General features: G+C 61.7%; 15 protein-coding genes and 1 pseudogene. 7 read left to right on the top strand and 9 right to left on the bottom strand.

Features of this window, described 5'->3' with window-relative positions:
* The first annotated feature begins 853 nt into the window (after nucleotides 1-853).
* The 3 genes from QSK37_RS33670 to QSK37_RS33660 all read left to right on the top strand — a co-directional run bounded on the left by QSK37_RS33670 (nucleotide 854) and on the right by QSK37_RS33660 (nucleotide 2,304).
* On the top strand, nucleotides 854-1,420 hold the full coding sequence (locus tag QSK37_RS33670; RefSeq protein ID WP_285629372.1) for an ATP-binding protein: 567 nt from the start codon (nucleotides 854-856) through the stop codon (nucleotides 1,418-1,420).
* Nucleotides 1,421-1,627: 207 nt separating this feature from the next.
* Complete coding sequence (locus QSK37_RS33665) at nucleotides 1,628-1,951, top strand: MerR family transcriptional regulator (RefSeq protein ID WP_285629371.1); 324 nt, start codon at nucleotides 1,628-1,630, stop codon at nucleotides 1,949-1,951.
* A gap of 38 nt (nucleotides 1,952-1,989) precedes the next feature.
* Nucleotides 1,990-2,304 carry a hypothetical protein gene (locus QSK37_RS33660; RefSeq protein WP_285629370.1) on the top strand — a complete coding sequence of 105 codons (315 nt, stop codon included), beginning with the start codon at nucleotides 1,990-1,992 and terminating at the stop codon, nucleotides 2,302-2,304.
* A gap of 199 nt (nucleotides 2,305-2,503) precedes the next feature.
* On the opposite strand, the gene QSK37_RS33655 is transcribed toward QSK37_RS33660, so the two are convergent.
* The 4 genes from QSK37_RS33655 to QSK37_RS33640 all read right to left on the bottom strand — a co-directional run bounded on the left by QSK37_RS33655 (nucleotide 2,504) and on the right by QSK37_RS33640 (nucleotide 8,290).
* On the bottom strand, nucleotides 2,504-3,028 hold the full coding sequence (locus QSK37_RS33655) for a hypothetical protein (protein ID WP_285629369.1): 525 nt from the start codon (nucleotides 3,026-3,028) through the stop codon (nucleotides 2,504-2,506).
* A 1,034-nt stretch (nucleotides 3,029-4,062) separates the two neighbouring features.
* Nucleotides 4,063-5,979, bottom strand: a complete 1,917-nt coding sequence (locus QSK37_RS33650) for an MGMT family protein (RefSeq protein ID WP_285629368.1) — start codon at nucleotides 5,977-5,979, stop codon at nucleotides 4,063-4,065.
* Nucleotides 5,980-6,083: 104 nt separating this feature from the next.
* Entirely contained in the window at nucleotides 6,084-6,644 is a 561-nt protein-coding gene (locus tag QSK37_RS33645; protein ID WP_432705630.1) for a transposase, read from the bottom strand.
* A 158-nt stretch (nucleotides 6,645-6,802) separates the two neighbouring features.
* Nucleotides 6,803-8,290, bottom strand: coding sequence for a hypothetical protein (locus tag QSK37_RS33640; RefSeq protein WP_285629367.1), 1,488 nt, complete (start codon nucleotides 8,288-8,290; stop codon nucleotides 6,803-6,805).
* Between the two features lie 568 nt (nucleotides 8,291-8,858).
* On the opposite strand from QSK37_RS33640, the gene QSK37_RS33635 reads away from it, so the two are divergent.
* A complete protein-coding gene (locus tag QSK37_RS33635) occupies nucleotides 8,859-10,454 on the top strand; it encodes a tetratricopeptide repeat protein (RefSeq protein WP_285629366.1) in 1,596 nt (531 codons plus the stop codon).
* A gap of 44 nt (nucleotides 10,455-10,498) precedes the next feature.
* A complete protein-coding gene (locus QSK37_RS33630; RefSeq protein ID WP_285629365.1) occupies nucleotides 10,499-10,900 on the top strand; it encodes a tetratricopeptide repeat protein in 402 nt (133 codons plus the stop codon).
* Nucleotides 10,901-11,938: 1,038 nt separating this feature from the next.
* On the opposite strand, the gene QSK37_RS33625 is transcribed toward QSK37_RS33630, so the two are convergent.
* From QSK37_RS33625 to QSK37_RS33620, 3 genes and pseudogenes are all read right to left on the bottom strand, one after another.
* Nucleotides 11,939-15,562, bottom strand: coding sequence for a P-loop NTPase family protein (locus QSK37_RS33625; RefSeq protein WP_285629364.1), 3,624 nt, complete (start codon nucleotides 15,560-15,562; stop codon nucleotides 11,939-11,941).
* Nucleotides 15,484-15,813 (bottom strand): annotated as a pseudogene (locus QSK37_RS51865) (helix-turn-helix domain-containing protein); the annotation flags it as partial. The pseudogene QSK37_RS51865 and the gene QSK37_RS33625, both read right to left, overlap by 79 nt.
* Nucleotides 15,814-15,864: 51 nt before the next feature.
* Nucleotides 15,865-16,652, bottom strand: a protein-coding gene (locus QSK37_RS33620; RefSeq protein ID WP_285629630.1) for an IS5 family transposase whose coding sequence is annotated in 2 segments (ribosomal slippage) — nucleotides 15,865-16,319 and nucleotides 16,319-16,652 — 789 coding nt in all. Because the reading frame shifts where the segments join, the coding sequence is not laid out codon by codon here.
* Nucleotides 16,653-16,774: 122 nt separating this feature from the next.
* Between QSK37_RS33620 and QSK37_RS33615 the strand changes: the two genes are divergently transcribed.
* Nucleotides 16,775-17,260, top strand: a complete 486-nt coding sequence (locus QSK37_RS33615) for a hypothetical protein (RefSeq protein ID WP_285629363.1) — start codon at nucleotides 16,775-16,777, stop codon at nucleotides 17,258-17,260.
* Between the two features lie 24 nt (nucleotides 17,261-17,284).
* Here QSK37_RS33615 and QSK37_RS33610 read toward each other — a convergent pair whose 3' ends face one another.
* Both QSK37_RS33610 and QSK37_RS33605 read right to left on the bottom strand, forming a co-directional pair.
* A complete protein-coding gene (locus QSK37_RS33610) occupies nucleotides 17,285-17,581 on the bottom strand; it encodes a hypothetical protein (RefSeq protein WP_285629362.1) in 297 nt (98 codons plus the stop codon).
* The gene (locus QSK37_RS33605) at nucleotides 17,582-18,124 is read right to left on the bottom strand and encodes a Panacea domain-containing protein (RefSeq protein WP_285629361.1); all 543 of its coding nucleotides are present in this window, start codon (nucleotides 18,122-18,124) and stop codon (nucleotides 17,582-17,584) included. It abuts the gene before it with no gap.
* A gap of 179 nt (nucleotides 18,125-18,303) precedes the next feature.
* On the opposite strand from QSK37_RS33605, the gene QSK37_RS33600 reads away from it, so the two are divergent.
* The gene (locus QSK37_RS33600; protein WP_285629359.1) at nucleotides 18,304-19,929 is read left to right on the top strand and encodes a hypothetical protein; all 1,626 of its coding nucleotides are present in this window, start codon (nucleotides 18,304-18,306) and stop codon (nucleotides 19,927-19,929) included.
* The last annotated feature ends 185 nt before the right edge of the window (nucleotides 19,930-20,114 follow it).

Genomic DNA, 20,114 nt, shown 5'->3' with positions numbered 1-20,114 from the left:
CGCCCGCTCCGCCGGCCTTCTTCACGGTGCCGCTACGGCAACCACTCGCCACGGTCGCGAGCGCGATCCACAGCAGAACCGCCCAAGGCCTCTCTGGCCTGGGACCGCATGCACACTCACTGCCCCCGCGAAGAGGCACCACAAGCCGTCGGACGACACTGCAGTCGTTATCAGCGGGTCCGTTGTCGTCAAAAAGGGCCTACTCCATAACCGGAGTAGGCCCTTGACCTGCGCAGCCGGAGGGATTCGAACCCCCAACCTTCTGATCCGTAGCCGACGGTGGCGCACGGCAGACGCGTCACGACCATGGGCTGACGGTTCCTAAGGACTGCGACCGTGTGGCGTCGGCTGTCGTCGTTGTCGTCACCGCTGTCGTCAGACGCTGCGGTGCTCGGCCGACTTGCTGGGCGGCCTCGGCGCGGCGCAGCCCGGCGCCCGCCGGGTGCGGTGAGAGGGCAGCCCGGCCGCTGCGGGCTGATCTTGGCCCGGGACTTCAGGGATCTCGCTTCGGTCGTCCAGTGCTCCGTGATGCCAGCCTCCGCGAGGGCTTATTCAAAAGATCTCGCTCGCCGTGATCGTCCAGGCCGTGCAGATATTGGCCGACTTCAACACAAGACGTCCCTAGCCGTCCCTTGCGTGCCCGTGAGAGGTCCTTGGTGACACGCGAGGCTGTCTGGAGGCGTGACGGACCGTTCAGCTGTCAGGAGTCGCAGGTTACGAGGCGGACGACGCCCCAACCCTGCTGCTTGTGCAGGCGCTTTCGACGGAATGGGGATGTGACGTGCTTGAAACGCGCTCGAAGTTAGCGTTCTCGTCGCGCTGTGCTCGTCACCTCCGGCGTTGGAGGGTCGCAATGGCTGTGGCGCGTCTGGGCCGTGTGCTGGAGGTGAGAACGGTGGCCGGGGGATTCGCCGGCCCGTCCAGGATCCGGGTCTCTCGGGTGCTTTGGCGTACTGACCTCATCGTGGGCTCGGCGAACGGTCCCACCTGGCGGCGGCTGTCCACCGCGTCGACCAACCCGGTCAAGATCGCCCGCGGCTTCGTGGGCCGCCGGCTGTCCCATGTGACCAAGACCGACCGCGAACACGTTGACGACGTGACTCTCGCCACCTCTGAGCTGGTCACCAACGCCATCTGCCACGCGACGGGTAACGGGCCGTTTTGGATTGGGATCGCCGTACGCCCCCGGTGGACACATCTGTACGTCATCGACGCCGACCCCACAGTGCCCGAGCCGACGCCAGGCGATGGTGAGGGCTTGTCCCTGTCGGGGCGTGGGGTGCCGATAGTAGAGAGTCTCGGACTGTTGTGGTTCGTGGCTGGGGTATATGGCAAGACCGCGCACGCGGTCATCCCCCGTACCGGCGAAAAACTGACTGACAACGAGCGCGGCGCGCTGATGCGGCTCGCGATTGTCTGAGTCTGCGTTCCGGCTGCTTCGTGCGCATGCGAGGTGGCTGGGGCGGATGCGGGAGACCGCGGCCGGGGCAGTCCACCAGCCCCGCGCGGTCCTGCGGAGGCTGCGCTAGTTGCCGGGACCGGCGCACCTTCGCCCCCTTCCTTTTCTCCCCAACTGAGATTGGTCTTTGCTGTGCCTTCGATATCACCGGACCGGCCGGACAACGAGTTGCTCAAGCCCCGCGAGGCGGCCGAACTGTGCGGCGTGAGCGTGGCCACCCTCGCCGTGTGGGCCCGAACCGGAAAGCTGACGCCCAACGTGCTGACCCCCGGCGGCCACCGGCGCTACCGGTTAGCAGACATCCGAGCGTTCCTGCAGAGCACGACCACGCCGAAAGAGGCGGACCAGGAACAGCTCGAGGTCGATGCCGTCCGTCTTTATGACCAGGGCTGGAGCATCCGCCAGGTCGCCGACAAGTTCGACTACAGCTACGGCACCATGCGACGCATCCTGCTCAAACGAACGACGCTCCGTCGCCGCCGAACAGCGTGACGCGGGTCCGCTCCATCTTTCTGAAAGGAGAACAGGTCATGGGCCGCACTCGCCTGACCAAGGCTGAGCTGGAGTTCGCGCGTAGCCTTGCCCCACATGTCCTATGGGCGAGGAAATGCAACAACAACGAACCGTCACCCCATTTGACGCTGGAAAAACAACTCGCCATCGCCCTTATTCTTCAAAACGAGAAGTACATCGACAAGTGGTGCTCCAGCCCCATCTACATGGCGTATAACTACGTCTGCAAGGGCAGGACCCGCGAGCATGGCGACCGCGTCGAATGGATCAAGCTAATCAGAGATGCCATCGAGGACTTCAACCGCGAGGACGAGCAGGCGGCTGGGACTTGACTGCCCGGGAAGTGTGCCTGTGCGCTGGGGACACTCGTGGCAGGCGGGCAACATCTAAGAAAGCCCGCCTCGGCAACGGCGACCTACTAGTCACCGAGATGGCCAAGGGGAAGCGGATCCAGGGCGAAGGCTGGCGGGCGTATCGGGGCCTCATCGCGCCGCCGAGTGTCGTGTGCCGGTGAGGTGTCGCGAGGTGGTGTCAGTCTCGGCTGATACCGAGAGTGGATTCGGCTGTAGTCCAGTCGGTAGCGATAGCTTGCTGGGCGGCAGACAGAGTGGCCCTCCCTGCGCAGACGGCAGTGTGGAGGCGGGTCTCGACGGCGTCCTTGGGGTTGTTCGGACCCGCGCCCACCCGGTGGCCGGGAGATGGCGGCTCGACCCACAGGTTGCGCGGGTCGTCGGGGTCCCCGCCCAGCTCGAGGCTGACCAGGTGGTCGTATTCGGCGTCGTGCAAGGAAGCGGTGTAGCCGTAGGAGAGCGCGTTGGCGCGCTTTTCCTTGTCGGTGATGTTGGCTGGCGGGCGGATGCCGCCGGTGAACCCGCCCTTGCGGCAGATCGTCGTCGCGAGGCTCGCCTGGGTGACATCAGGATTCAAGGCACCCGGCGTGCACGACACATCAGGTAGTGGCTGCCCGTCCCCGGTGTGGCGGTAGTGGCAACTGTCGGCCGGCGGCTGGGCCTGCACGGTGTAGGGATGCTGAGGACCTGGCCCCATCGGGATCACTCCCGGCGCCTTCTGGCCCGGCCCACCCGCGTGGCCTCCCGAGCCTGGGCTGTTCGGTGCGGTTCCCGAACACCCCGAAAGGGCAGCGATCAGCACGACGGTCGCCAACACGACATCACAACGAATCAGGCGACCCACGCTTCCTCCAGGAGGGGAAACCGAACATGCGCCCCCGGAGACTATCCAGTACACCGCCCTGCCGTAACCACCCGCACTGCAACGAACACGTCACCCACCGCTGCACACAGCTCTGCCTGCTCAAAGACGGGCCAAAATGCCCAGAACGGACTGGCGGCAACCGACCTCCCTACTGTCAGCTTGGGAATTGAAGGGGAACCGGCCCTCAGCAGCCCTGACTTGCGGCAGCGGCTGCGTCGCGAGTGACCCCTATTGACCCCTGTTCACCCTGGCTAGTTGAACGCTAAGTGCACGCTCCGGGACGCTCCACCTGGACGTCTAGACCATAGACGGGCTCAGGCAGCCGACAGTGAGCCGCTCTCCGACTGCGACGGTCGACAGACACACGGTTTAGGAACGGTTGTGTGCTTAGCATCCTGACCTGGCAAGAAACGACAGACGGTTGACGTGTAGCCGCGGCCTGGCCGCAGGATGGTGGACCGTTACCAGCGATCCGCGGGGTTTGAACTTCTCTTCCCCACGACTCTCGTGGTGAGCCAGGTCACCGTGAGCGGCTCTGCTCTGCTTCCTAAAGACGTCGCGAGTGGGCCGCATGCGGACGTTTGGCTCATCGATGGCTCTTACCTACCTACCGTCGACTCATGACGGAGGAGAAGGATGGGGAGCCGGAACGGCGGCGCATGCGGGAAGACGCTGCGGGCCTATGACCAATCGGACGGGCATTGGCTGTCGCTAGCGCTGGTGCCATGGTCGGTTTGACGCTCGTGACAGCTGTGACCCTGGCCGTACTAGGGTTCCCGCGGCTGACCACGCACACGGCGCTTTCGGTCGGAGAGCTCCTGGACGTACTGAAGCTCGTGTTGGGCACGGTCGCCGGCGTTGGAGCACTGGTTGCGTCATGCCCTGGTGCCAGTTGAGGCTAGGAGGGCGTTGAACGCGTCGACGACGATGTCGGCCGTTTCGCGCTCGGCCAGCGCGTCCGGTTCGATCGAGACACGCTCGTCGTAGTCCGCCGCCTCCAATTGCCGGGGCACATGTTTCCAGCCTGGGAGGTCCGACAAGGCGTGTGCCAGTTGAGCGAGGATCTTGGTCGAGACAGCACGGTCGCGCATCGCCGCGAAGTTGACCGAGAGTACGGACTTCCTCACGCCGGTGTAAATGCTCCAGGCCGCCGCCTCGTCGGTTCCGATGCTGAACTGGGCCGTGACGGAGGGGTACTCGCCTTCGCCGTAGTGGTAACCGCGGAATGCGGGATGACGCTCCGCGTGTCTGTACACCTCCCGAAGTGTTCGTGCGACCTCTTCAGGACAGTACTGGGTGATGGCCTGAAGGAGGCTTTCCTCGTCCCACTGGTGGTTCGTGCGCGATGTCTCCGCAAGACGCTCGCTGGCGGGTTCTGGCACGGCCCCCAGCGTGCCTGCTTCCGTCGGCGCGGAGTCATAGTCGACAACCGGTGGCGGATCGCCAAGAGCCTCTTGGATCGCAATCGCCATCGACTCGAGCCAGTCGATGGTCTCTTCAGCTTCTCTCGCGGTGATGGGCAGCTTCTGTTCGGGCTGTTCAGGATTATGGTCGGCGGTATGGGCGATGTTGTTCCTGCGCCGAGCGATCTCGCGCATCCTGGTCCGAACTTCATCGGACGTCACTGGGGAGCTCGGATCCTGCTTTGTGAGAATCTCCGCCACCTTCACCCAGAGCTTGACATCGCTGACGTGCGCGAATCCCTCCTGGATCTTCTCAGGGTTCTGAAAGGTTTTGAACTCGAACTCCCGCGCTAGGTGATCCCGGAACACGTCTGCGAGCGGCGCAGCGTGATGGTGAATCTTCTCGAACAACGCAACGGGCATGGTCAGCTTGCCGAACTTGGCCGGGCGCGGCATCCCCGGTTGCAGCGCGAGAATGACGCCTCGGTCGATGATTTCCCTGGTGACCCAATGATCGAGTGCTGCAACGGACTGGGTCCAGGCCGCGCGATAGAGGTCGGTAACGTCGAAGGCACCGACCCCGAGGCGTTCAAGATTCTTGCCTCCGCCAACGAGCTGGCGCGCATAGCTGATGTTCTGCTGGAACTGATCGAAGGGGTCCGGAAGCCCACCGGGCTCGTCGAACACCTCAGGCTCCTTCGTCGGCAGTACCCCCTCCCGGGACAGCATCGTCCGGAACTTCTCGGCGGTGATCCGTCTCGCGGGATCCGCCCGATTGGCCTGGTCGAACTTCAGCCCTTCCCGCTCCAGCATCTCGCGCGGATCGTCAGTCCGCTCCGGGTCCGGCCAGCGGAACCCAGGGGAAATCTTGCCGCTCGCCTGCAGAACACGGTGTGCCCCCGGAGCCCCTGCCTCGGCCATGAAACCGCCCACCGACTGCGCCGACATGCCCGCCAACTCGGCGAGGTCTCCATAGGTCGTCCAGAAACCAGAGGTCACCTGGGCGAGCGCTTCCCGCACCAGTTTCCATCGGGGATCGGCGTACGATCGAGTCTCGACCGCTTGGCGCCGTGCGCGGTACTGACGAACCAACGCACGATAGAGCTCGGCTCCAGGAAATTCCTCCAACGCTTGGATCCCGGCTGGAGTGATCGCCCAGCCGTTTCTCTTGGTCATCCATCCGAGCGACGCCGCCTCTCCGGTACGGAATCCCAACTGGGCATGCCATCGAATCTGACCGTGCGCGTTGGGTCTCTGCTGCTCTGGATCGATGACGACCCGCTCCGCGACCGCCTCCCGTACCGCGGCAGGCTGCATGGGGCGACCCTCCTCCCGCAAGACCTCCATAGCCGCACGGAAGACCGGTGCGATGTGCTCAGTAAAGGACATGGGGGCTCCTTGACTTCGGGGCAGGTCCGGGGCTCATCGGCACGGAACGAGATGTTCACCTGCCGTAATCCCTTGCGTAGGACGCGGTCACAGATTCTCGACTCTTATAGTCGTACGGCTTCAAGTCGGCGGGGGCGGACCCGGGAAGATTTTAGGCTTGCCTGCCAGCGTTCAAGCCGTTCATGCTGCTCCCGCCGAACCATACGGCCATCTTCAACAGTCAATGCATCACTGTCACCCAAGCCATGTCTTCTGCCGATAGCCGGATGTGGCCCGCATAGAGCCCGCGACCAGACGGCGCGGGCACCGGTCGTAAGCCCCTTGGCATACAGAGACATGATCGCCTCATCGAACCCCTCGACCCGGCGGGCGTGCTTGCGCACGGTCTTCGGCTCGAACTGCCCCGCCCGGTCGCGTGGAACCTGCAGCGGAACCGATCCGACCTCGGTCAGTACCGTCTTGGGCGAGTGACCATTGCGGTGGTTCCCGTCCGGCCGGACCGGGCGTTCGCCCTTCTCATAGCCCAGATGCTCGGTCATTTCCGTGTCCAGGGCGGCCTGCAGCACCGTCTTGGTGATCCCGGCCAGCAACCCGTCCGGGCCGACCAGCGATACTCCCTGGGCTTTGGCTCGCTCGATCAGCTCGGCGGCCAGCTGGACATCCAGTCCAGCGGCCGCCGGCACCTGCTCGTTGGTTTCTTCAGCGTCGGTCACGGTGATCTTTCCCGGCCAGAGCGTCAGCTCCAGCCTGCCGATCACCAGCCCGCCCACGACCTTTCAGACAGTCCCGCCGCCGGGCTTCTCCCTGGGCTCGACGATGGTTCTTATGCGTCAGGCTGGTCGCGATGCTTGATGAGCTGGGTGATGATCCACGCGGGGAGCTCCCACTCCGAGTTGAGCGCGTAGTCCATGGGGACCTCGGCGAACAGATAGTAGGGCGGCTCCATGTCCATGCCGTCTTTGCCGCCCCACCAGGCGGTTCCGTCGTATTCGCAGCTCACGGTGGCTTCCTCACCGTCGATGCGGACGCTCAAGGCGCCCCATTCACTGCGAGACCAGTGCAGTTCGAGGGTCTGGTCCCTGCCGGCGACCCTGATTTGCTGGTCACCCTCGCCTGCATATTCGCCCCACTCGTCGGGCATCCGCAGTCCGGGCACGGCTGAGAGCGCCTGAGCGACCTCGTACCAGGCCTCATCAGAGTCGCTGAAGCGGCGATGAGTTGCGAATACGACCGCCTCCCCGTCGGAGCGCATCGTCTCGATCGCCTTGTCCCGAATCGTTAGTGTCATCGCGGCCCGCACCAGTAGCCCTGCTCCAGATTGGGTGCCTGTGGTGGTGACCTCACCGCTAAGACTGTTCTGGACGGTCCGGACCGCGTCGGCTTCGGCGAGAAAGAACACATCGGCCACGAAGATGCGCGTATCCGGGCCGGACGGGTCCTCATGATCGAGATCAGCCCGTTTGCGCTTCACCCTGCTCAGGCCGGCCAGCGCGGTCAACCGGGTGAGATGCGCAGCTGTGATCCCCTCGTCGTCGGGGTGATACCGGAGGGCAGCGGTCAACCCGACGACGGAGTCGATGATGGCCCGGTCTATCTCCGAGGTGGAGGCTCGCAGATCGATCGGCATCCGGCCAACGAGACTCTCGGCGATGAGCCATTCGTCCTCGACGCTCGCCGGAAGGTACTCGAACAGGCTCCCGCGGATATCGCGGACGCTACACAACAGTGGTGGCGGATGACCCCACGCTTCATAGGCCCGCTTGATATCACCGTCGGAGCTGAGGAACAGCAGCGCATCGGCCGCCCCGCCGACCTTGGCCAAGACGGTGCGCAGCCAGGCGGAATCACTCCCACCGGTCTTCACCTCGGACTTCTTCTTGGCCGGCGGACGCTGCAGAACCTGATCGCGCAGGCCCTCGAGCGCGCTTTCCCCGGACAGGGACACGACCTCGACATAGGGGATCGCCTTCAGCCGGTCCAGGAACGCGTCGACGACAGCGTCCCGATGCTTGTAGTGATCTTCGAAGTGCAGGACAGGAAGAAGCCCGGCCTTATGCAGCGGAGCCGCCTCGCGGACCGCGGCACGGGCAACGGCCCACTGATTGGCGAGGTGATCGGCCCATTCCCACGCGACCGGCTCCGGCACCCATACCTGGATGCCAATCGTGGAGAGCTCCTTGGCCAACTCGGCAAGGCTGGACAGGTCGGGGCCGACCTGTCCATAGGCGTTGGCGTCCACCACGACGGCTTGCAGCCGTTCCCGGACCTCCTTGGGGAGGAGGCGATTCCCTGACTTCCTGCGAGCGCTCACGCCCCCAAGTATCTCCGGGCACAGAAACGTCACTCCGAGCCCTCGCCGATCGGGGGCCCACCCCTAAGATCAGCAACTCATCGTAGGGCGGCATGGCATCCAGCGGCATGTACGTCCAGAGCGCAGAGCCGGCCGAGTCCTAAGGCGCGCTATCCGTGTTGTCCTCCGCCGGTTCGTGATGTCTCGCCGCATCGCTCAGGCCCTTCTTATCGGCATTGGCCCGTTGCGGCGGCTTGGATTGGTGCGGCCGTTAGCGCGGTAGAAGTGGTGCATGAGGGGTCGTCGATGGGGTCGTTTAGCGTCGGGACTTGGCGCCGTGGGAGCGGTGGTTGCCGGGGTCGCGGTGAATCAGGTGGGCGGTGATTCGACGTGGCCGTGGCAAGCCGTAATGGCTGTCATCGCTGCGATCGCTATGTGGCTGGCAGCCTCGCTGGGGCAGGCTTCAGCCGCGGGAGAGTCGGTAAGTCCGCCGGGCTCGGCGGATCCCGGGTCGCCACCTGAAGTGGTGTCGGCATCTGGCGCTGTGCGCGGTGGTGCCGTTCGCGGTGGCATCCGCATGGATCGCGGTATGACTGACGGGTTGCCGGTGCCCCGGCAGTTGCCCGCCGATCCTGCGTCGTTCGTGGGTAGAGAGACTGACCTGGCGGCGCTCGACTCGCTCCTAACGAAGAGCGGCAATGCTCGCGCTGTGGTGATCTCTGCCATCGCCGGAAGCGGGGGCGTGGGTAAGACAACGCTCGCGGTTCACTGGGCCCACCAGATCCGTGAGCACTTCCCTGACGGAGATCTCTTCGTGAATCTTCGGGGCTATGACTCGGGCCAACCTATGACCCCCAAGCAGGCCCTGGATGGATTCTTGCGGGCGCTCGACGTGCCCTCTGAGAAGATCCCTCCCGAACTTGATGTGCAGGCAGCACTGTTCCGCAGCTTGCTCAACGGGCGCCGGATGCTGGTGGTACTGGACAATGCCGCCAGTGTCGAGCAGGTCCGGCCTCTCCTTCCTGGAACTGCTGGCTGCTTCACGCTGATCACCAGCCGAAGCCACCTTTCGGGGCTGGCCGCCCGCGAAGGAGTCGGTCGTGTGCCCATCGACGTGTTGTCCCCCGAACATGCTGTGGACTTGTTAAGGCAGGTCATCGGTGACTCCCGCATAGACGCAGAGCCGGACATGACGGCCGAGCTGGCCCGGCGTTGCGGTTACCTCCCCTTGGCACTACGGATCGCCGCCGACCGAGCGGTCACCCACCCCCACCTGATGTTGTCCGACCTGGTCGAGGAACTCGTAGACGAGCGTGACCTCCTTGACGCGCTGGCCAGCGACGACGATGAAACGACTGCAATACGCACCGTCTTCTCCTGGTCCTACAAAAAGCTGCCGCCAGACGCCGCACGGACCTTCAGGCTTCTAGCTCTGAATGCTGGTCCTGACCTATCAGGCGAGGCCGCCGCAGCCCTCACTGGATCGACCGGACCCCGAGTCCGGCGACTACTCGATACGCTTACCAGCCAGCACTTACTGGAGCAGACCAGACGAAACCGCTACCGGTTTCATGACCTGCTGCGCGTCTACGCGGCAGAACGCGCGACGTTGGATGAATCTGAGGCCGAACGCACCGTAGCAGTGCGTCGCATGCTCGACTGGTACGTACATACCGCCCTGAGGGCGCGGCGTGTCATTCAGCCCAACGTGTATGAGGTATCTATCGACCCCGTGGACCCTTCGTATCCGCCTCTGGACTTTTCAACGCATGATGAGGCGTTGGAGTGGTACGAGCAGGAGCGGACCAATCTGGTCATCGCGGTCCGGCAGGCCGCCGAGGTCGGCTACGAGCCCGCCGCATGGAAGCTAACCATTGTTCTTATTCCCTTCTTTTCACTGCGCTGGGATCTAGACGAATGGCTCGGATCCCTGCAGCTGGGCCTTGGCGCTGCCCGACGCTTGGGCGATCAAAACGCGGAGGCACTAATACTGCTTGAGCTTGGTGACCTGCACTGGGAGCTAAGGCACTTCGATGAGGCGATCGACCATCATCAACGGGCACTGCCGCTCAGCCAAAACGCCGGTACGTGGTGGACCGAGGGTTTCTGCCATCACGGGCTTGCCTGCTCCTACAGAGATCTAAATCGACCCGACAAGGCCGTCCCTCATTTCCAGCGGGCCTAGAAATATTCCGCAACGCAGGCGAGCGGCGGGGCGAGGGAATAGTGTTGAAAGATCTCGGAGTCCTCTACCAAAATACCGGGAAACTAGAAGAAGCGATTTCCTGTCATAGGCAGGCGGCATCGATCCTCAAAGAAACTGCAAACGATTGGGATCTGGCGGTGCCACTGCGACTGATCGGTGCCGTCTACTATGACATGCGCCGATTCGTCGATGCGGTAGAACACTACCGTCAGGCGCTAAGCATTTATCGGCAGAAGAGGGATCGCCGGGGGGCCGCTCGTACGCTTGTTGACATCGGAGAGGCTCAACTCTCCGACCACCAGGCCGACGCCGCACTTCAGTCCTGGAGGGAGGCGCTCGCCATCTTCACCGATCTCGGCGACCCACTGGCCGACGAGATCAAAACTCGCCTGGCGACCCTCACCGGAGACTCACTAGACACATAGAGCCGCATGACACTCGACGCCGGCGCCCGCGGCTCCGGCCCGCACAGACCGCACGCCGTGCGGCCCCATTGGGCCCGCACGGTGACCGGCCCAGTAACCCAAAGTAAGAGGCAGTAGCGACCTACTCATTACGAGTGAGGCTAGCCATGTCCACAGTAGTCCAGATCTGACCGCTGGCCTGCGCTCTCACCTCTGATGAGTCCATGCGTGCCCAGCGTCGTCCAGAGGAGTTGTTAGCAATCGCGTTAGCAACGCGCCGGCACCAACCCCGACCGTCTGGCGCTCGGGCACACGGTTTGGAACGTTTGCTCGCTCAGCGCCTTGGTCTGCGTGCTCTTGTCGGTCCGATTCCCTGTGCCCGAGCTTTGCCCGTGAGGGGCGCGCGATGACCTCTTCGGTGTGAGGCAGACGTGAATCGAGGTCACGATGACCATCTACGCCCGCGCTTCGCTTGATGAGAAACGGAAGGCACCGCGGAAGCTGGAGGACGCCCTCGGGTGACCTCCCTTGCGTACTGGACCCGGACGTGATGTCCAGGGCCCTCGTCATTTTCATGGAGTGATAGACGGGAATGCGCAAAGTCTTGTCTGGCTTCGCATGGGCCCATGAGATCTTCTGCCGGTAGGGACTTGAGGAGAAGGGCCGTTCGACGACGACACGGCAATGGACTTTGTCGATGCCCTGTTCGGCGGTGACGTAGACGTGAGCGCCTGAGAGCGACGGCTTTGCGGGTGTCCAGAGCGCCCGAATCCGTCAACTACACCGAGGGCGTGAGGCGGTGGCGGCGGCCTCACGCCCGGCCGGGGTAACGCCACCTTCTACAAAGGTGGGGTGGGCGGCGCCGCTGCCAATCGGAGCGTCGGCGCCTTGATCCAGTAAGGCTAGATTAAGCAGTTTGGACCAATTCAAGATCGTGTATCCGCAGGAAGTTCGCCGATGGCCCGGCCCTGTCGGCACCATCTTCGAGAAAACCCAAGCCTCGTAGATAACACCGCAAGTCGAACTGACAACAATTAGCGGTTAAGCGACCAACTTCATTTAACCGTGCCACGGCACGAAAGCAGCCGCAAGAAGACCGCAGTCGGCGGCTTCCTTCACGCCGTCGCGAAACGTTTCCGGCGAAGCTAGTAGACGTTGGAATGATCGCGGTTCTTCAAGCTGAAACCCCCAGCCGTAAAAAACCAAGACCCGACCAGCCGAATCCGCCTCACTAATCCAGCTCGAGTTGGATTGGACTGCGGCTGTCGCTCGTAGGGTGTCGGCAGAATCGAGCAAATCCGCCCGCACCCCTTTCAAGCGAAACTTCCACTTGTCGAGAAGTGGAATTGAAGCAGTTTCCACCAGACTGACTCGCCTAAATCCTGCGTCGCAGATCAGATGAATCTGCAATTCAATTAGCCCCTTTTGACTGAGCCTTCCGATCGCGATCTGGTGAATGGGCTGGAGGATCACAACCGGAAATCCACTGTTTCGACGAGTGGGATTTGCGCTGAGCGTATCCATAATGCTGCTTACACGAAAGATTCGATGTGCAGCATCATTGCTAGATAGCAACTCGGCGTGAACGATTGCCTCGCGAAGTATTCGCTGGAGTCGCTCATCGCTCTCCATCAGCGGACAGCCACGGTCGAGTATGCTTTTCCCATATTCTTGAATGTGGCCGTGGATTGTCTTGCTCGCAATCGAAGATACTCGCCCTGGAAGAGCCGCTAGAAGCCGTTCCCATGTTTCTGCATCCTTGGCGCCGGCGGAGCCGAATCGAACAGTCTTTATCTCCTCTATTGCTGCGGTGCAGCGCGCGAAGTCCCCCTGCGCGGCGGCATTTATACCTTCAAGGAGAGTGAATCTAGCCCGAGTCTCATCTGGCAAAGTTGGTTTGATATCACTAATTTCAATCGCTTTTGCGATACGATCTAGAAGACCGGCCGCGGAATTATCGGCTGCTATCAACCAGCCCAAAGCGCAGGCGAGCCCGACATTATGGATAAGATTTTGAATCGAGAAGTGGTGCAGTGAGCGAGGTTTGATATGCGGTTTGAAGATTTCAAACTCCGCAGTCGCTTCGGACCATTTCCGCTGGTATGCCAGAGTTTCAATGAGTAGACGCCGTACTTCCAAGGCTGCAACAGGGGGGATCGCGTCGGCTTCAGAGTGATCATTTAGGAATGTGCGAGCCAGCCGTTCTCCCTCTTCGTGGCGGTCCTCGGTGATCAGTCGATTAAGATCTGCCAACCCCTCCAACATCGCCGTTACTGGGGTGGACGAAATTTGCCCCACCAATTCATCAATCTTCTCCCGCAGCGAATTAAGCTCGGGATGAGTTGGAGATATCCGAGACTGCGTCTCCAAAACGATGGAGGCCCGCGTGGCGAGAAAAGCGGCTGCGGACTCGCTTTCTAGTGCAACTCTCTTGATATATGCGTCCAGGCCGGAGAGGTTTGCGACGACGAACTCCGCTCCATCGACAGAGTTTTCTTCACGTACGTGAATTTCGGCGAGGATTATTCGGCTTTGGAAAATAAGCAGTTCGTTGGGATTTTCCATGCCGTCGAGCCACGCTAGCTCGCGAACTAGCAATTCAGAGGCAACTCGGTGTTGACCTTGCCCTTCGTAGAAACCTGCCAAGTTGCCGAGGAGCAAAGCGGTTACGTTATTCGGTGTTGCTAGTCTTTCGACATTTTTAACTAGGCTCGCAGCATGTTGAGCTATCACCCATGCACGTTCTCCACTATCCGCCTCGACTGCGTGTTTTAGCCATAGATTGGCATGAAATGCACAACGCGAGATTAGTTCAGTGGTAGTAAAACTGAGCTCGAAGACTTTCCTCAAGATATCTTGCAGTACCGAGTTCAGGGAGATTGTGTCATCGGCGCCTGGCATAGATTCGCCATTGAAAGGTGGAAGAGGTTCTGTATATCGGACAAACGATACCTGAGTTAGACTTCTAATAAGCTCTCGAACCGGCGCGTTAGACTCGTCCATGAGAGTGAGTAGTGCTGGACGATCCGGCACCTCGGCGGGATCTACATACACGGACACCAAGGCCAGATGAAGTGGTATGCGACCCGACGCGAAATAGCATAGCCCGCACAGGAGGGCGCTGACTTGTTCAAATGGTGGCCCTCCGCTCCGCGATATCTGCCTCAACCTGTCTATATTCAAGAGTATGCTAGCGACCAACGTCCTTGGATATCCCCATGGCACGGATACTCTGTCATCCATCGCCCTATCTATTAGCATCGATTGATACATGCTCAGCTGGTCCAACTGGATGCCGCAGCTGGCGAGGTAGCCGCAGGCCAACTCAATGGCCAAAGGCCACCCTTCTAGGGATTCGACGAGATGCACTATTGAGCGCTCTTCCGCTTCAGTTACGGAATGCTCAATAGAAAGTCCCCGCTTAAAGAGTTGGACTGCCTGACTTCGAGACATGCGCGTCATCTCTATACGTCCATGAGCATGACGCCAACCTGCGCTATCGGTCGATGTGATTAGGATGTCTCCATCGCCCAGGCGAGGAAGCCATCCGCGTGCAACTCCCTGAAAAGCATCGTCAAATATCAGGAGCCACTTTCCGGGAAATCCGCGCAGTAGCTCGAATATCTGCTCTTGCATGAACTCGACGGTGGGGCTTGTTGGTTCAACTTCGCGCTCGATCAAGTGCCCAAGAAGGCGCCGGAAAGATGACATAAGTGTCTCCGGGGTGGCGGCATCCGCCCAAAATACCAGGTCATATCGGTCTGCCCACTCCGCGATATAGCTTGCCGCCATGCTTGATTTCCCGATTCCAGAAAGGCCGGTAATGGCGCACAATCGAGGTACGGCCCTATCTGGACTACTGGCGAGAAATATATCACTTATACTTTGCAGAATATCGGGTCGGGGAATGTGGGGAACGGGTGCGATCGGACCATAAACCACTCCCCAGTCTTGCCGGCCGAGCGCTCTTGTTAGGATCTCGTCATCAATCAGAACTTCGCTTGAGAAGTCTTCGATCGTCCATTGAGCAGCTTCCGGTGAGGCGGCCCGCCGCATGATCTCTGCTATTAGATAGCCAAAGATGAGGCCGGCAGATCGATCCCCGAGTCCCGCGCGATTGCGGCTCCGGTATTTTCGCAGCAAATAATGCAGATGCTCGCGTATCTCTTGGTCCTCGCGGGTATCAAATACTATGCGCGCACGACACAGGTGTGCCAGGTGTTCGATATCAAGCTTATTTAGGCTGGCCAGAGCTTTCGGTGCATTTTTTAGTATCTCGGCAAGCGCATCACGGAGGCCGCTAGTATCGGAGCCGTGGTCGATAAGAGCCTGTGCAAGCTTCCTGCAATTGGCGTCAGGGGTGGCCGCTGTAATAAGCTCATATCGCCGAGCTTTGAAAGAAGAGGTCAAATCAACCAGGATCGAGAACGCCTTCGGGCTACTCATGACTCGACCCGTCGCGGCACTTTTTACCTGGGCTGCCAGAAGGCATTCGCCTGCCTCGCTAATTAGATCGAAGTCGACGACGTCGATCATCGTCTCTGAGGAAGGCTCGTGTGGTCCCTCGATGCGGCACGCGTAGACTTCTGCTTGGAGCGTGCTGGTCAACAACGCCTCAAGCGTGCGTACGTACTGGAACTGGAACCCACGCGCGGCAACACGGCCGCCATCCATGCCGGGCATCGTTGAGCCTCACCTTCTTGGACGCATCCGTCCGTAAGGCTACGACTGCCCACTGACATTGGTACGTGGTAGGACGCAACCGAGAGGGACCCGATACTTACGCAACCGGTGTGTGACGCGCCTACCGGCACGTGAGGGGTTGTTCGTTCGAGGAGGACGCGCCTCACGGTGCCGTAGCTGTAGTTAAACTTCTGGGCAACTTGGCGGATGCTCCAAGCCTGTTCGTAGAGACAGACGGCGTCGAGCTCGAACCTCCTCCTGCCCTGGGTTCGTAGGGCCTCTTAGAGGTCCTAACAGAAAGGTCAGCGGACGAGTCTGCGCCAGCAGATGATGGCGGCGGCGAGGGTGAGGAAGGCTTCGTGGATGTCATCGCGGATCTCCCAGCGGATGCGCAGCCGACGGAACCAGTGCAACAACGCGATGGTGCGTTCGACGACGTAGCGGTGCACTCCCAGGCCGGAACCATGAGGTGTGCCGCGGCGGGCGATCAGGGGTTTGATGCCCTTGGCCCAGACCAGACGCCGGTACTTGTCGTGGTCGTAGCCACGGTCGGCGAGCAGGTGGTCGGGCCGCCGGCGAGGCCGTCCGACCCGTCCCCGCACAGGCGGGACCGCGTCCAGCAGCGGCATCAGCTGGCTGACGTCGTTGCGGTTGCCGCCGGTCAGTGAGACGGCGAGCGGTGTGCCGTGGCCGTCGGTCAGGACGTGGTGTTTCGAGCCCGTCCGCGCGCGGTCGACCGGGCTCGGTCCGCTTTTGGGCCGCCCTTGAGCGCCCACACGTGCGAGCCATCGATCACCGCCCGGGACCAATCCAGCTTCCCGGCCGCGTGCAGTTCAATCAACAGCACCTGGTGCGGCCGATCCCACACCCCGGCCTCGTGCCAGTCCCGCAACCGCCGCCAGCAGGTCATCCCCGACCCGAACCCCAGCTCCTGGGGCAAGAACTCCCACGCGATACCCGTATGCAGCACGAACAAGATCCCGCACAGCACCTTGCGACCCTCCAGCCGCTTGCGGCCTGGATGGTGCGTACGCCGCTCCACCTTCGGCAACAGCGGCTCGATCCGCTCCCACAGGCTGTCCCGCACGATCCACGGTGGCTGGGGAGCTTGTCCGTCCCGGAGCGGACCCGAAGCGCAGGGCCAGCCACGGCATGAGACATCCGATCGGTGTGGGTGTCAATGGGCAGGGCGTTCTGCCGCAGCATGGTGGGGTGCCGGATCTGTGGTGGAACGACGTTAAGAACTTTTTCGACCCTGGTTTGATAGGCGCTCTCCCGGATGTGAGCGTCAGTGGCGTTTCCGTTGAGGACTGGCAGGCCGTGTTCGACCTGGTCCGGTCGAGTGGCTGGGCATGGGAGTACCGCGAGGGCAGGGTAGTCGGGTCGTTGCCTTCGGCGGAGGTTGTCTTCGCTAGGCCTGCGGGTTCTGAGACGGGTGATCTGCGCGTGTGGCCTGATCCGGCGGCGCTGGTGATCTTCCGCCCGTATTCGGCCGATTCGATCGACTTCGATGTTGATCTGCGGGAGTTGCAGGGCCAGCGGCGGCTGGATCTCTTGTGCGCTTTTCTTGCCACGATCGGCCGCAGGCTGGGTAAGCCGGTGTTGATGGCGGCCAAGGGTGATGAGGAGCATCCCGTTCTTGGGTTCTGGCCCGAGGCCGACCGCGTGGTCTTGCTCGCCGATCCGCGCCGGGTCTGAGGTGGTGATCACCCCGCGATGGCGCTAGATCGGCAGTGACAGCGTCGCGAAGCTATTGCACTTCACCGTTCGTGTTAACTCAAAAATCCAGAAGGAACACGCCACAACTACGCCATCCCGCGCTGAGTCAGGCACCGGACCGAACCACAGGTTTGGCTGGTCGGCCTCACGACGGACGCCCTTGTACGGGTCCTCGCTACGGCTCATGATCCACGTCGTCACCAGGCGTCGGAGACCGTCTGGAGGGTTCTCCAACGCAGCCCAGATGTCGAGGCATTCGATGAAGTTCTCAAGCTTCCACAGAGCCGACGCGTCAGCCACCTACATGAGCCTAGCCCGCAACTCCTCCAGATTGTCCGGGATCGATGGTCTGTCCCGGCGCTCCGCTGCGTCCTTCAACCAGTCAGCGACCGCGGCCGAGTCCAGAAGCTCCTCGTCCTCGATGTCAGCAGCGCCGGCGGTTCTGAAGTAGTCCCGGATCCACTCCCGCTCGATCCTGGCACTCATGTTCGGTCGACGGCCACGGTCCGCGGTCTGCCATGGCGTCTCGCTGTGTGTCAGGTTTTCGAGATCGTTGCCGGTCAATGCCCCGTACCGACTCAGAACGTACCCGATGGTGTTGAGCTCAGCTTCGGACAGTTCAGCGTGGTCGGCCGGCGCAATCCCGTCCTTCTCCTCACGCCATAGCGTTCCGACGACCGGCCCCATGTTCCACGCAGAGATCGTCTCTGAGAACAGGGGTTCGTTGAATGTCGCGAGGTGGTGGCCTTGGCAGTAGTACAGGAGCTTGTGAAGTTTCTTCGTGCCGAGCCCTGGCAGCCGGCTGCGCAGGACTGCGGCTACGTCGTGCGCTGACACGGTCATGGGCTCAGGATACGAGTTGTGTGCAGGAGACTGAAGGTAAAACGCGTGTGATCTCAGTCAAACACATGTTCGACCATGGCTCGCTACCGACCGCTCCCCTGGGACGACTCCGAAGATCAGGCGCAGGCCAACGTCAACCTTGACCTGCGTCCGACGCTCAGGGGATACCGTTACCGGCTATGGCCGGGTTGTCACCATTGAACCGCGCGTTTACCAAGATCCCTTCACGGGCGGAGAAACGCGACGCCGTGGCGTTGCGTGAGACGTTCGTTGACTCCGGTGTCGCCGAGCAGCTCGACGTGATCGATCACCAAGTTCTCTACGGCCGCCGAGGCACTGGGAAGACCCACGCTGTGTCCTTTCTAGTCGCGGAGGTCAAGACCCGAGGGGACGTCGCCCTCAACATTGATCTGCGCACTGTTGGATCCCCTGATGGCGTGCTGGACCCCTCTTCAGCCCCGCTGCCTCAGCGGGCATCGCGGTTGCTGGTCGACATGCTCGGCCAGGTCCGAGACGGCTTGATGGACGCGGTACTCGAAGACGAAGACCTGATCCAGGACGCAGCCTTCGTGGACAAACTTGATGGGCTGCTCGCTGCGATCACCAACGTCCAGGTATCGGGTGACGTGGAGCTGTCTGTGGAGGCGGAGCGGAAGGACTCAGCGAAGAGCGGTGGCTTGGTCAAAGCAGCGCTCGCACCCAAACCAACGCTAGAGGCTCAGCTCACTGCCGAGAGCTCGCGAGAAGGACGAGACCTACTCCGTGAGACCCGTCGAGGCGCAGAACGCCTGAGCCTGAACTTCAGTGATGTCGCGCGTGCCCTCCGTGAGCTAGCCAAGACGCTTTCAAGTCATCGGATCTGGCTCATTCTTGATGAGTGGAGCAGTGTTCCCCGTGACATCCAGCCCTACCTCGCGGAATTCCTTGTCCGATGTGTCCTGCCCCTGCAGCCGTTCACGGTCAAGATCACCGCGATCGAGCAGCAGAGCAGCTTCCGCGCGACGCCTCGCGAAGGCGTCTCTATCGGGATTGAACTCGGTGCGGACGTGGGGGCGAACCTTGCCTTGGATGACTTCATGGTGTTCGAGCGGAACGAAGACCAGGCTCGTGACTTCTTTGCCAACCTGTTCTTCAAGCACCTGACCTCCGGTGCGGATGGTGCCTTTCAGGTCCGCGGACTCGGTACGCCCGCTGACCTGATCAAGATAGGCTTCACCGATACCCGCGCTTTCGACGAGCTTGTCCGGGCAGCTGAAGGTGTTCCGCGGGATGCCATCTACATCGCTGCCCACGCGGCGATGCAGGCTCGTGATGGCAAGATCTCGGTTCCTATCGTCCGTGACTCGGCGCGGAATTGGTACCAAACAGATAAGGCACGTGCTCTACGTAGTCAACTCGAATCCGATCGGCTGCTGAAATGGATCATCGAGAAGGTCATCCGGGAGAAGAAGGCCCGCGGATTCCTGGTCAATGAACGCGACGCCGACGACCCCGTCCTGTTGTCCCTGTTCGACGCCCGCGTCCTGCATATCGTCCGTCGCGGCTATTCCGCCCAGGACCACGCTGGAGAACGTTTCGACGTCTGGGTCATCGACTATGGCGCCTACGTGGACCGTATCAACACCACCTACGCTCCTCAAGGCATCCTGCCGTTCGACGGCGAGGACGGCGCCCTTCAACACATCGACCTCGAAGTCCCTGTGCAGGACCTACGCGCGATTCGACGAGCGATTCTTGACCTTCAAGAGTTCTACGCAGCCACCGGCATCCAGGCACCACAACGGCGCTCAAGCTCGACCCGCTAAATGCGCATGGCTTGATCTTCCGTAAGACAGCTAAAGGCCGGCCTGGTCGTCGGCGGCCGTCGTGGCCGAGGCAGCCAGCGCCGCTTGCTGCAACAGCCGAATTCGGCAGGTCAGCACCTGATCCGTAGCAAGATCAAAACCGCCTAGACACATCCCCAGATGCCCTTGGCCGGCGCCGCAACGTC

The sequence above is a fragment of the Actinoallomurus iriomotensis genome (assembly GCF_030269445.1).
GTDB lineage: Bacteria > Actinomycetota > Actinomycetes > Streptosporangiales > Streptosporangiaceae > Actinoallomurus > Actinoallomurus iriomotensis.
The sequence above is the reverse complement of the archived record's forward strand: the minus strand, read 5'-3'. Positions and strand labels throughout refer to the sequence as shown.

Coding starts and splice junctions, on each gene's coding strand:
- QSK37_RS33670 (WP_285629372.1), top strand. CDS start 854: ATGGCTGTGGCGCGTCTGGGCCGTGTGCTGGAGGTGAGAACGGTGGCC.
- QSK37_RS33660 (WP_285629370.1), top strand. CDS start 1,990: ATGGGCCGCACTCGCCTGACCAAGGCTGAGCTGGAGTTCGCGCGTAGC.
- QSK37_RS33650 (WP_285629368.1), bottom strand. CDS start 5,979: ATGTCCTTTACTGAGCACATCGCACCGGTCTTCCGTGCGGCTATGGAG.
- QSK37_RS33635 (WP_285629366.1), top strand. CDS start 8,859: ATGACTGACGGGTTGCCGGTGCCCCGGCAGTTGCCCGCCGATCCTGCG.
- QSK37_RS33625 (WP_285629364.1), bottom strand. CDS start 15,562: ATGCCCGGCATGGATGGCGGCCGTGTTGCCGCGCGTGGGTTCCAGTTC.
- QSK37_RS33605 (WP_285629361.1), bottom strand. CDS start 18,124: ATGACCGTGTCAGCGCACGACGTAGCCGCAGTCCTGCGCAGCCGGCTG.
- QSK37_RS33600 (WP_285629359.1), top strand. CDS start 18,304: ATGGCCGGGTTGTCACCATTGAACCGCGCGTTTACCAAGATCCCTTCA.